This window comes from Microcystis sp. M31BS1 (assembly GCF_020245285.1).
In the GTDB taxonomy this organism is placed as follows: Bacteria; Cyanobacteriota; Cyanobacteriia; order Cyanobacteriales; family Microcystaceae; genus Microcystis; species Microcystis panniformis.
On the sequence record NZ_JADBVE010000054.1, the window covers coordinates 1 to 13,136 of the forward strand.

Genomic DNA, 13,136 nt, shown 5'->3' on the forward strand with positions numbered 1-13,136 from the left:
ATTTTGAGAGAATCGTCGTTCAAAACCTTGCGTCTTCATCGGCCCGCGTCCTGTAGGGGCGAAGCATTCGGACAATAACCTATCGGTGAAAAGGTAGATTTTCTATCCGAATGCTTCGCCCGTACTTATTCAGCAAACCCAAAATAATGATATTTTGATTATAAACGATCGCGCTCAAACAAAAACATAAATCGTAGTGGACTGACACACCTAATTTAGGTGTAGGGTGCGTATTTGCGGCTATCAATTCCGTCAAAAAACCAAAATTAACAAGCCGCCGTAACGCACCACCTCTATTATTAAATTGGTGCGTTACGCTATCGCTAACACACCCTACGATAAGTAGCTGGTTATAATTAAATTAAAAATGGATTTTAGGTTCGATCCCCCCTAGCCCCCCTTGATAAGGGGGGAAGCCGAAGGCGGGGGGATCCCCCTTGATAAGGGGGGTGCCGATCCCCCCTTAGTCCCCCCTTAATCCCCCCTTAATAAGGGGGGCATCTGATAATTTTTAACGCCTACCTACTTATGTAAAAATAAAATTTGCTTTAGATTTGGACTAGACAACCGATGAATCAATCAACTCCCAATACTAATCAATCTATCCCCGTAGAGATAATTGCTTCCCGTAACTTCATTGATTGGTTAGAGTCTCAGCAGATTAGTCTGGCTTTTACTACCTATCAAAGTTCTCGACTGATGTTTTTAGGAGTTAACCCTCACAGGGGGATGTCGGGATTTGAGCGGATATTTGACCGCGCCATGGGTTTATATACTACCCCAGAAAGGATTTATCTTAGTTCCCGCTATCAAATCTGGCAACTAGATAATGTGCTATCATCCGAACAGCTTTATAATGGTTACGATAAACTTTATATCCCCCGCATTAGTTATACTACTGGGGATTTAGATATTCACGATTTGGCAATAGAAAATCTCTCTGAAAGAATTGTATTTATCAGTACCATGTTAAATTGTCTGGCGACAGTTAGCGATCGCCATAGTTGTATTCCCCTATGGAAACCATCGTTTATTTCCGCTTTAGTCAAGGAAGATCGTTGTCATCTCAATGGTTTAGCTTTGGTAGATGGGAAGGCGCGTTATGTCACCGCTTGTAGTCAATCAGATGTGGTGGATGGGTGGAGAGACAGAAGACAAACTGGCGGTTGTGTCATTGATATTCAGTCTAATGAAGTAATTGCTACTGGTTTATCTATGCCTCATTCTCCCCGATTTTATCAGGGTAAGTTATGGTTATTAAATGCGGGTACGGGTTACTTTGGTTATATTGATCAAAATAAGGGCATTTTTGAGCCTGTTACTTTTTGTCCTGGTTTTCTGCGCGGTTTAGCATTTGTCGGAAATTATGCCATTGTTGGATTATCTAAAAATCGTGGGGTAGATAAGACTTTTTCGGGGTTAATCTTAGATGATAATTTAATGGCTAAAGAAGCAGATCCTCGCTGTGGTCTGCTAATTATTGACTTGAAAACAGGTGAAGTTGTTCACTGGATACGCTTAGAAGGTGAAGTGACTGAACTTTATGATATACAAATCTTAGAAGGAGTTAAACGTCCCCAAGCTTTAGGATTCCAAAATGATGACATTAGTAAAATTATTACTCTCGATCCTATTTCTCCTTTAGTTGGGGTAAATATAGCAAATAATCAGCCTGATACTTCCCCAGCAGATACCCTTTATCAGCAAGCATACACCTTGCAAAAACAGCTTAAGCTTGAAGATGCGATCGCTCTCTATCAACAATTAATTAATCAATATCCCCAATATGCAGCTGCTTGGCATCAGTTGGGGGTAATCATGGATAGTTTAGGACAAATTGATCAAGCTATTTTGGCTTACAAGCAAGCTTTATTGATTAATCCTAATTATGCAGAAAGCCACAATAATTTAGGAATAATAGCAGTTAGCAAGGGAGATTTAGACGAGGCGATTATTTGCTTTAACCAAGCTATTCGTAGCAATCAAAACTATGCTTTTGCTGATAATAATTTAGGTTTAGTCTTACAAATGCAGGATAAGTTAGGGGATGCTGTGGTCAATTTTCAAGAAGCAATCAGGAAAAACCCTAATTATCCAGAAGCACACTTTAATTTAGGCAATGTGTTACAACTACAGGGAAAAATTGAAGAAGCGATCGCTTATTTTCAAACAGCAATTAAGCTTAATCCTAAATACATTAAAGCTTATAATAGTTTGGCTTTAGCGTTAGGAAGACAGGACAAAGTAGAAGCAGCTATGAGCGTATTTAAGCAAGCTTTAGCTATTCAACCTAATTCCCCAGAGGCTTTTGCTTGCTTATTTTCTATGAAGGAAATGACTTGTAATTGGGAGACAAGAGAAGCTGATTTAATTCAACTTTGGCAATTAACCGAAAACCAGTTACAAGAGGGAAAATCTACCGCAGTAACTCCCTTTGATACCTTATATAAACCTTGGTCTGCTAGTCAACAATTGCAAGTAGCTTCTAACTATGCTCAAGAGGTTAAAAGACAATTAGCCTTAGTTACTAAACCCCTCAACTTTAACCATTCACGCACCCGATCTGGACGATTAAAAATAGGTTATTTATGCCATGATTTTCGTAATCATCCCACCAGTCATTTGATGCAAAGTGTCTTTGGTTTACATGATCGCAATAACTTTGAAATAATTGCCTATTCCTATGGTCCTGATGATGGTAGTGAATATCGTCGTCGCATTGCTAATGATTGCGATCGCTTTTATGATATTGCTACTTTATCAATTACGGAATCTGCACAACGGATTTTTCATGATGGGGTGCATATTTTAGTTGATTTGATGGGATATATTGATAAGGCGCGGACACAAATATTGGCTTTAAAACCGGCACCGATTCAAGTTAATTATTTGGTTTATCCGGGGACAATGGGAGCAGATTTTATCGACTATATTATTGGTGATGCCATAGTTACACCACCAGAGTCTGCTGATGATTTTACTGAAAAATTGGTAATTTTACCGGATAGTTATCAGGCTAATGATTATCAACAAATTATATCATCTAAACCTGTTACTCGTTCCCATTATGGTCTTCCTGAATCGGGTTTTGTCTTTTGTTGTTTCAACCATACCTATAAAATTGAGCCGCAAATATTCACTGTATGGATGCAAATTTTGGCTAATGTTCCAGGTAGTGTGTTATGGTTATTTTCGAGAGTAGCTGAAGCGGAAGCAAATCTACGTCGGGAAGCAAAAGCGCGAGGAATTGATGGCGATCGCTTAATTTTTGCCCATCTCCAACCTAAGTCGGAACATTTGGCGCGACATCAACTAGCTGATTTATTTCTTGATACTTTATACTATAATGCTCATACTACTGGGAGTGATGCTTTATGGGCAGGTTTACCGATTATAACTTGTTTGGGGGAGACTTTTCCTTCCCGTGTTGGTGCTAGTTTACTGACAGCTATTGGCCTACCTGAATTAATTACTAAGAATTTAGAGGAGTATAAAAATTTAGCGATTAATTTAGCAAAATCTCCTGATAAATTGCACGAAATTAAACAGAAACTAGCACAAAATCGTCTTACTTATCCGTTATTTGATACGCTTCGTTTTACCCGCAATTTAGAAAAAGCTTATCGGACAATGTGGGATGTTTATGCTGCGGGAAAATCACCGGAGATGATCAGGATAGCCAATTGATCACTGGAATTATCAGGGTAAGCGCATCTTAACAATCCTTGACAAAATCAACTTTATCCCTCCCAGTTTTCACGGTACTTGGCCAGAAAAATCAGAAAAAGTATCGGCATTTTTTTGAGGAATTAAAGCTTATTTTCATAGATTAAATTTACTTGACAAAATGACTGATATATGTTAGTAAATTAAGTCCTAAAATTGAATTACCTTGCTCATTTAACAGAGGACTATAACAAGCGATCGCTCCCTGTTGCGGTACAATTGATAATAAGGCCCCACTAACTCCCGATTTAGTGGGAAACCCCACCTCAATAGCAAATTTTTCGGAAGCTTCATAGAGTCCACAATTAGTCATAATTTCCAGAACTATATCGGCAAAAGAAGAAGCTAAAATTAACTTACCTAAATTAGCAAGATCGGCAATTTTTCCAGATAAACAACAGATTCGATTGTAGGTTTCTAGAGCTAAATAACGATGACTGATATAACCATTTTTTTCTAATTCTAAGCTTAAAGATTGATTGTGAACATTAGGAGAAGAGTGAACAGACTCAAGCACAGATCGATCTAAAAATAATTGACAATTACCCATTTCATTTAACCATAAAAGCAAATTTTCACAGCGAGATTCCGGCGTTTCTCCTGCTAATAAATCCGCCAAAGCGATCGCACCACTGTTAATCAGAGGATTACGGGGAAAACCGCGATCCTCTTGCAGTTGAGTTAAAGAATTAAAAGGATAACTAGAAGCTTGTTTTCCCACGCGACGAAAAACAGCATCTTCCCCTAAATGGGTTAAAAGATATAATAACAAAAAAGGTTTAATCACACTCATCAAAGGAAAAGTTAAAGTTTCATCTCCCCAAGACAAAATCTCCCCCTCAAGACAGTGAATCTGGAGAGCGAAAATCTCGGGATTAACTTGGTTCAAAACCGGTATATAATAGGGAGTCTGACCCTTCCTATCCGATAAATGCACTTCCCCGACCCAAGCTTGTATATCTTCCACCCTTAATCTAGCTAATCGGTTCATTTGTTTGTTTAATCCATGTACTCAGTCAAAGAAGCAGAATCTATAATTTTAACTCAAATTCAACCCCAACAGGAAACAGAAAAAGTTTCTCTAGAGGCAGCTTTTGGGCGCATTTTAGCCGAAGATATCAGCAGTGATTTAGACTTTCCCTACTGGGATAATTCCGCAATGGATGGCTATGCTGTCCGCTACGAAGATGTCAAAGACACTAATCCAGAAAATCCCGTTACTTTAAAGATTATCGCCGAAATTCCCGCCGGCAAAGTCCCCGAAAAAATTATTCAACCCGGAGAAACAGCGCGAATATTTACGGGAGCGATGTTACCCGCCGGCAGTGATACGATTATTATGCAGGAAAATACTCAACAAAAAGGGGAGCGGGTGGCGATTCTTATCCCTCCCGAAAAAATAGGTCTTTTCGTGCGTCAACGCGGCACATTCTATCAAGCGGGAAATACTTTATTAAAAGCTGGTATTGCCATTAATTCCCCAGAAATAGCGGTTTTAGCCACGGCACAAGCTACCGAATTAACAGTTTTTTCCCGTCCCAAAGTGGCAATTTTCTCCACGGGAGATGAATTAATTAATCCCGATGAAACCCTCCAAAAAGGTCAAATTATTGACTCAAATCGCTACGCTTTAACGGCATTTGTCGCCAGTTTAGGGGCAATTCCTAGACCTTTAGGTATAATCAAAGATAGTCCCGAACTTCTCAGAGAAACTATCAGAAAAGCCGTTAATTCTAGTGCTATCGTCCTTTCCACCGGCGGTGTTTCCGTGGGAGATTACGATTATATCGAGGGAATTTTAGGGGAATTAGGAGCAGAAATTCTAATTCGCAGCGTTGCTATTCAACCGGGTAAACCCTTAACCTTCGCTACTTTTCCTAACGGTTGTATTTACTTTGGTATCCCTGGTAATCCCGTCTCTGCTTTAGTTTCCTGTTGGCGCTTCGTGCAAATGGCCATTAAAAAATTATCGGGATTGACAGATTATCAGAACAAATTTCTGCGAGTTATCACCCGCGATACTCTCAAATCTAAGGGACAAAGAGAAGTTTATCTCTGGGGAAAAATAGAAATTATCGAGGGAGTTTATCAATTTCAACTTGCTTCTGGACAACACAATTCGGCTAATTTAATTAATTTAGCGGGTACTAATGCTTTAGCCATAATTCCCCAGGGTAAAACTACTATACAAGCGGGAGAAACAGTAGAAGTTATGACTGGACTTCCCCTTTGAGAGCCAGTTTCAGATGTTGGCAAGGGTTCTTTTTTTGACTTGATTTCCTTCTCGGTAAGAATCAGGTCGAAGGACAGCAGCCGGGGAATTACGCTTAGGAACTTTTTCTATAGACCCTAATTAGGGTTTGCGGCAAAAAGTTTTTCCTGGTGGCAGGGTGTGGGGTGTGGGGTTTTACCCATTTTCAGGGAAAAAGTGCCGGAATTTTCCCCCCAAGCACATGGACCGCCAGCAACATTGTGAGTGTCACCTTCAATTTTGGTAATGGGACCCACGTTAAGTACCTAGGCAAAATTATTTACACATGACGATCATTGCCCCGTAAGGGTTTTAGCTCGATCGGGCAGGTAATTAATTTTGCATGACTACTTACCACCTTTAATCCTAATGGGGGTGATGGGTTGGATTTTAGTGTAGGAAGCTTTGTCACCAATGCCTTAGGACAATTAACCTCTGTTCCTTCTGATTGGATTGATTACTCTAATGTCAATGTCGTCTCAACCAATTCTACACAAACACCTAACGCATGGTTCGTGAATGGAGACAATGGCATTTACTTTACTAATGATTTGAACTACTCTGTCGATTTGACCAATGTATCAGGTAATATAGTTGCTGCTAACTGGACCATTCAAGGCACCCAGACACAGACAACCCCGGAACCAGGTACCGTTTTAGGCTTATTAGCGGTGGGTTCTCTGGGTTTATTGGCTCGCAAACGTCAATAAATGACCAATTCTATGGTAAGGAAGGTTTAAACGCCTTCCTTTTTGGTTAGGGGGCGATATAGTCTTATGTCCCTTTTTGCATAGCTCTAACCTGTTTAACCTCTAACTCTAAGGCGGATGCGACTTGCTCAACGCTTAACCCTAAGGCTAACAAACGAGGGACCGCCTCTAGTGCTTTGTTTAGTCTGCCTTGCTCAATGCCTTGCTCAATGCCTTGCTCAATGCCTTGCTCAATGCCTTGCTCAATGCCTTCCTGACGACCTTCCTCGCGACCTTCCTGACGACCTTCCTGACGCGCTTCCTCGCGCACATCTTGAAAATACTGAGTTTGTTTTAATTCATCTAAACTAAACATAGTTTCTATCTCCCGACGATTGAGAAGCGGTAACTTATAAACGAGAATCGTCTCTATTAATTGTAAGAGTTCTTGCGGTTTTTGGTCGGGGGTTAATTCTTCCCGCACTCTTTGGATTAATTTTCGGGTGCTATCAAGCGCTTTTGCTTTAGATAGGGTGATTAATTGCACTGTGGCTAAACCAATCGAAGTTTGAGGAGTGTTTTCTAATTCATTCAGATAAATCCGTCTCACTCGCTCGCAGTTGAGGAGTTCCCGATAGCGTTGAACTTTATCGGTTTCTACTTGAGGGTTAGGATAGACAATCACACCCCGCCAATCATTGGTTAAGTTAGTTTTACTGAGATATAAGAAGATTTCAGTGAAAAAGCGCTGATAAAAAGCCTCATCTTCTTGAAATTGTACCTCACAGAAGTAGATAGGAGTCTGGGGGTGATTATTTTGCGGCAGAAAGACTCCATCAAGACGAAAGGAAAGTTGTTTGACTTCCACTGAGTCAAAGCGGTAGTTATTGGCTTCGTTGATAGGGAGTTGAATTAATTCAAAGAAGATAGAGGGGAATGATTGAAAGAGTTGATAAAAAATCGTGTCAGTTTTCATGCTTTTATTTCTGAACCTCCCCCCCAGTATTATACTAGCTATGGAAAGTCTTACAGAGCCTGAGTTAAAATCTTCATAAGGGTTTTGTTAATTTTTTAGTATTTCTGTATGGAGCAAATCCAGGAATACTGACTCCTAACCCTGAAACTTTTTCAGCCAGCCCTAATTAAGTAGGTGGGTGGAATTAAGTAGGTGGGTGGAATTAAATATAAGATGAACGTAGCATGAAACCCAACGCCCGATTATGTTACGCTACCGCTAACCCATCCTACAAATAATTGTGCCTCCCTACTTAAATATAAGATAAACGTAGGTTGGGTTGAAGCATGAAACCCAACGCCCGATTATGTTACGCTACCGCTAACCCATCCTACAAATAATTGTGCCTCCCTAATTATTATATATTGGCCTCAAAAACGGGACAATAGCCTTCGGGAACCACTTTAAAACCGTAGAGGGGAGAAGCGGGATTCCAACAGCGCTGACTTTTGTAGTGGACACAGACACGACAGCAATCCATCTCCTCTAAAGCTTTGGTGATGCGATTGGGACTCTCGCTTAATAATTCCCGTTGGGAGACTCCCCGCAATAATAATTCTTCCCCTTGCCAGCGCGCTTCCACCAGTCCCGTATCGGCGAAATTACTCCACCGGGGATCCCGGGTGATCGGCTCTGGTAAGGTGATAGTGATGGTCGAATCCGATTCATTTAATTCTCCCTCATAGTGGCTGGGGGCCGGGGGTGTCGGTTGCATAAAGCGATCGCCAATAGGCAATTCCACCAGAGTTCCCACGGCCGGGGAATGGAGTTGATAACGGCTTTGTAATTCTTCTAAACTGGTCAAATCCGCTAGATATAGGGGCGAGCCATGGACGAACATGATATGCTGCGGTCGCAGGTTATGGATTAGTTGGGTGGTGTTGCGACTATCGCTATGTTCCGCGAGTAGATAGGTTTCTTGGCTAATTAATCGCGAACGCTGTGCCGCTTTTAATCGGGGATTCTCCAGGTTGATATCGTGCAGGTGTTGGGGAACTAAGATTAACCAAGGTTTATCCCCTTGCAGATATTTACTCACCTCCTCTAGGCGATCGATTAGTAAAATTATCGGAGTGGTTCCCCCTAGAGGTGTCGGTTTTTCTGGCAACTTTCGCAACCGGGGACAGATGCGCTCATCCCAAAATAAGGGCTGATGTTTGGCAAAATTCTGGACAGATGCGGGAAATTGCGGTAAAATTTCTAGGTAGGCATCGCAGGCTTTAGCGATCTTGCCCCCAACCCAGATATCAATGTCGCGACCTGTGAATTGGTGGTGCGATCGCAGTAATTTTAAAATTTCTTGACCCAATCCCAAAGCGGGGACGGGTAGTAGGACATTTTGTCCCTCAGCGATCGCATGATAGATGCGATTCATCAACTGTTTTTCCTGCTGTCGTCGGTGGGGATGGCGCTCTGTGCCGTAACTGCCTTCAATAATCAGCACATCGGGGGATACTCCCCGCAGCAGATCGATCGATAATCCTTCCACCAGTTGAAAATTAGATAGGGAAAAATCGCCGGTATAGAGGACTTTATAGGTGCGTTTGGGGGTTTTGTAGGTGAATAGGACCGCGGCAGCCCCGGGTAGGTGGCCGGCCGGAAAAATCTCGACGGTGAGATCATCAAAGAGAGCGAACGGCGATCGCCATGGCCAACCCTGACAAAAACTGCCGATTTCCTCAGCAGAATCGGGCCATTGTAGGGGCAGCAGTTGTACTGTCACCTCACTGGCATAAACTGGCAATTGGGGATAGGTCTGATGGAGAGCCATTAACCCACGGATGTGATCGCTGTGGGCATGACTACAGAACACCAGATCCACGGGGGGTTTTTTATTTTGGGTGAGGGGTTGCATATCGGCCAAACCGCAATCTAAAAGTATGCGATAGGGACCGATTTTCAGTAGGAGACAAACCCCTTCCGATGCGTGACCGACACCAAAAGGTAAACAGGATAAAAGGGATTTTGACCCCCAGACAGCAGTAGAGCGTTGAACCATGGCAACCCTGATCATGATAACTGGTTAGTGAGCGGAACCATTGCCATCGTAGTTATCGCTATCATAAAAACCGTTGCGGGTGCCGAAAAAGAGACAAGAGACGGTGAATACAGCCGTTAGTGCCAACAGGATTAATTTGATGTCCATATAATTAGTGCAACTCCTCAGAGGGTAATCTCCCCTCATACTAACCCAACTTTTTCGCTTGTTAGCAGCTAGGTTTCGAGTTTGGCCATGGGTGCTCACCCTCTTTCCCCCACCATCGCCCAGTCTATGTTAATAATTAACGAAGGCAGCAAGCGGAGGGCAGGAGTCCGTTTTTGTAACGGGGATTTATACTCCGCTCCAAAAACTTTTCGCCAACCAGGAGCGAGGTTTTAGACCTGTCCATTAGTCACATCTTTCTTAACATTTCAAACCTTTTTAGCACAGGGCTTTCAAGACTCGGTTAACAATCTGTAATATTCCTTGTTGACACCCTTAATGACAAAGAAAAAACTGAAATCAAGTCAGGATAAGGGTTAGAGTCCTTACTGACCAAATTGTTAAGAAATATCTCTATAAGGGATAGGTTTTAGACAAGGGTTGTGCGCGATAATTTTAGTTAATTTAAAAGTCTTGAGCAAAGCTAATCCCAAGTCACAGGACTACTTTTCTGTATCTCATATTAAGAAAAAACTATGAGCGATAATATTTTGTCTCAAGCTTCACAGCGATGTATTACATAGATGGCAGTTGACTTATAATTAAGAAAGCTTGCTAATTTTGTCAGATAGAAAAAACGAGGAGATTAATTAATTTAGCTATATATGTCAAGATTAACCCAAGAATCTTTAGGTAATGAGGCGGCTATATTTTCAGCTTTAGAGTCTCAACATCAAGAAGCTTCGCTCTACGGTGTTACAGATGGTAAAGCGATCGGAACCTACTTAGAACAAAAGTTTAAACTATATCTAAAAGAAAAATATGATTTTGTTGAGGGTAATGCAGCCAGTGGTATCGATTTTCCTGAGTTGCTGGTTGATATAAAAGTAACCAGTACTAAACAACCACAATCATCTTGTCCTTTTAAATCCGCAAGACAAAAGATTTTTGGCTTAGGATATTCCTTAATTATTTTTGTTTATGAAAAGTTAGATAATAGTCTCAATCGCACTGCCAATTTAAGAATGATCACGACAATTTTTGTATCGGCTGAAAGAACAGCTGATTTCCAGATGACTCGTGGTATTCGCAACATCTTAAACAATCAGGGTAACAAAGATGATTTAATTGCCTTTATGTTAGATAAAAACTTACCCGTTGATGAAATGGAAGCAGCCAATATAGCCGATGAAATTCTTGCTAATCCTCCAGTACAAGGATTTTTAACCATTTCCAACGCCTTACAGTGGAGACTACAATATACTAGAGTAATTGATCTTGCTGGTCAAGAAGAAGGATTAATAGCTATTTATAGAGAGAATTAGTCATGTCAGTTTCTCCAGTTAAAGTTGAATACGGCGACTTTCAAACTCCTTTAGAGTTAGCCGAAAAGATTTGCCAAAAGTTATCACAAATAAATGTTAATCCCAAGGTAATTATTGAGCCAACTTGTGGTACAGGAAACTTTTTAAAATCGGCAGCAGCTACCTTCAAACAAACTGAAAAAATTCTTGGCTTTGAAATTAATCCTAATTATGTTGCACAGATAGCCCAAGATGAGCAATTATGCCAAGATACAAGAATACAAGTTCATCAAAATAATTTTTTTGACTGTGATTGGAATGCTCTAACTCAAGCATGGAAAGAGAATATTTTATTCTTGGGGAATCTACCTTGGATAACAAACTCAAAACAGGGATTGATTAATGGTAGCAATTTACCGCAAAAAAGTAACTTTCAAGGTTATCAGGGTTTAGATGCTATCACAGGAAAAAGTAACTTTGATATTTCAGAATGGATGTTAATTAAATTGATTGAATGTCTTAATCATCGTTCAGCTTATCTGGCAATTATCTGCAAAACAGCCGTTTCTAGAAAAATTTTGAACTATATTTATACTCAGAAAATTAATCTCACCTATTCGGCAATTTATCCGATAAACACTCAAAAATATTTTCAAGCTAATGTAGATGCTTGTCTCCTATTTTGTCAATTTGATTCTCAATCAGAAAATTACTTTTGTGATGTTTTCAAGAGTTTTGAGGAAAGGGAGTTTCAGCGTATTGGTTATCAAAATGATATTCTAGTCAGAGATTTAAATACTTTTATCAGACTAGAGAAGTTATATCATCGGCATCCTCTAGTAGAAAAATGGCGTTCAGGTATTAAACATGATTGCTCAAAAGTCATGGAATTGCAGTTAGTTAATGGAATTTTTGTCAATGGTTTAAAGGAAATCGTTGATATTGAAACCACCTATCTTTATCCTCTCCTTAAAGGTTCAGATGTGGCACAAAATCGCCTAGAAATTATCAATAAATACGTTTTAGTAACTCAGAAGTTTATTGGTGAATCTACAGAAAATATGCGAGATATAGCGCCAAAAACTTGGCAGTATCTAGTTAATCATGTAGATTACTTTGGGAATAGAAAAAGCAAAATCTATCAAAATCAACCAGATTTTTCTATATTCGGCGTTGGTTCTTACACCTTCTCTCCTTTTAAAATTGCCATTTCTGGACTTTATAAGAAACTGAATTTTCAACTTATATCACCCTATCAAAATCAACCAGTTATTTTCGATGATACTGTTTACTTCTTAAGCTTTGATGATTTAGATACTGCTCAGAAAACACTACAGCTTCTCAATTCTTCCCTAGCGATGGAATTTTATTCATCTCTGATATTCTGGGATGAAAAAAGACCAATAAAAACCCGTATTTTAAATAGTTTGAATTTATCAGAATTAGGGTGTATTACTAACGCTAACGCAGCTAAGTAACGCAGCTCACGGGATATTTTATGATAATTTTTTCATCTCCTCGATAATTGTCCTTGTCTCGACGCTAACGTTACACCCACGGGTTAATAAGTCAACCACTTGCTCTTTATACTTTACAAAATGATAGGTATTAAATTTCTCAGCGATGGTTTTATCTTTAGGTTTCTTTTCTTTATATTGATCTTTATACATTATCATAACTACTCTAGAATATACGCCTTTAATTTCTATGTGTTGTTCTTTCAATAGGGCTAAGTAGGTAGGCACAATTATTTGTAGGATGGGTTAGCGGTAGCGTAACATAATCGGGCGTTAGGTTTCATGCTTCAACCCAACCTACGTTCATTTTATATTTAATTCCACCCACCTACTTAGATTAGATTTAATGGTCATCGAAAATTTGGGTCTGAAACCCCGTCGTTCTACGACGGCTTTACTGTTAAATATGAGCATCGTTTACGAAATATATGCTAAAATGTGAGACATGGAAAAAGCCTACTCGTTTCGATTTTACCCCACACCAACACAAG

General features: G+C 40.1%; 9 protein-coding genes and 2 pseudogenes. 6 read left to right on the forward strand and 5 right to left on the reverse strand.

The features are described 5' to 3' along the window. Positions 1-570 precede the first annotated feature (570 nt). On the forward strand, positions 571-3,687 hold the full coding sequence (locus IM509_RS02855) for a TIGR03032 family protein (protein ID WP_185237774.1): 3,117 nt from the start codon (positions 571-573) through the stop codon (positions 3,685-3,687). Positions 3,688-3,835: 148 nt separating this feature from the next. Here the strand turns inward: IM509_RS02855 and IM509_RS02860 are convergent, their stop codons facing one another. Next, positions 3,836-4,717 carry a glutaminase gene (locus tag IM509_RS02860; RefSeq protein WP_052276425.1) on the reverse strand — a complete coding sequence of 294 codons (882 nt, stop codon included), beginning with the start codon at positions 4,715-4,717 and terminating at the stop codon, positions 3,836-3,838. 15 nt (positions 4,718-4,732) lie between these two features. On the opposite strand from IM509_RS02860, the gene IM509_RS02865 reads away from it, so the two are divergent. Continuing rightward, complete coding sequence (locus IM509_RS02865; RefSeq protein WP_052276424.1) at positions 4,733-5,959, forward strand: molybdopterin molybdotransferase MoeA; 1,227 nt, start codon at positions 4,733-4,735, stop codon at positions 5,957-5,959. A gap of 164 nt (positions 5,960-6,123) precedes the next feature. Continuing rightward, positions 6,124-6,687, forward strand: a pseudogene (locus tag IM509_RS24290) (PEP-CTERM sorting domain-containing protein). 64 nt (positions 6,688-6,751) lie between these two features. Here the strand turns inward: IM509_RS24290 and IM509_RS02875 are convergent. The 3 genes from IM509_RS02875 to IM509_RS02885 form a co-directional block, all read right to left on the reverse strand. Next, positions 6,752-7,642: an Rpn family recombination-promoting nuclease/putative transposase gene (locus IM509_RS02875; protein ID WP_052276422.1), complete on the reverse strand. Its 891-nt coding sequence runs from the start codon at positions 7,640-7,642 to the stop codon at positions 6,752-6,754. A gap of 397 nt (positions 7,643-8,039) precedes the next feature. Next, on the reverse strand, positions 8,040-9,680 hold the full coding sequence (locus IM509_RS02880; RefSeq protein ID WP_052276421.1) for an MBL fold metallo-hydrolase: 1,641 nt from the start codon (positions 9,678-9,680) through the stop codon (positions 8,040-8,042). Positions 9,681-9,704: 24 nt separating this feature from the next. After that, the gene (locus IM509_RS02885; RefSeq protein WP_002737208.1) at positions 9,705-9,827 is read right to left on the reverse strand and encodes a DUF8629 family protein; all 123 of its coding nucleotides are present in this window, start codon (positions 9,825-9,827) and stop codon (positions 9,705-9,707) included. A gap of 662 nt (positions 9,828-10,489) precedes the next feature. On the opposite strand from IM509_RS02885, the gene IM509_RS02890 reads away from it, so the two are divergent. Next, positions 10,490-11,149, forward strand: coding sequence for a type II restriction-modification system restriction endonuclease (locus tag IM509_RS02890; protein WP_052276420.1), 660 nt, complete (start codon positions 10,490-10,492; stop codon positions 11,147-11,149). A 2-nt stretch (positions 11,150-11,151) separates the two neighbouring features. Then, positions 11,152-12,606 carry an SAM-dependent methyltransferase gene (locus IM509_RS02895; RefSeq protein ID WP_072926716.1) on the forward strand — a complete coding sequence of 485 codons (1,455 nt, stop codon included), beginning with the start codon at positions 11,152-11,154 and terminating at the stop codon, positions 12,604-12,606. Positions 12,607-12,624: 18 nt separating this feature from the next. Here IM509_RS02895 and IM509_RS02900 read toward each other — a convergent pair. Further along, a pseudogene (locus IM509_RS02900) lies at positions 12,625-12,789 on the reverse strand (helicase); the annotation flags it as partial. A 301-nt stretch (positions 12,790-13,090) separates the two neighbouring features. On the opposite strand from IM509_RS02900, the gene IM509_RS23970 reads away from it, so the two are divergent. Next, positions 13,091-13,136 (forward strand): helix-turn-helix domain-containing protein (locus IM509_RS23970; RefSeq protein WP_353737710.1); only part of this gene is annotated, 46 nt, incomplete at its 3' end.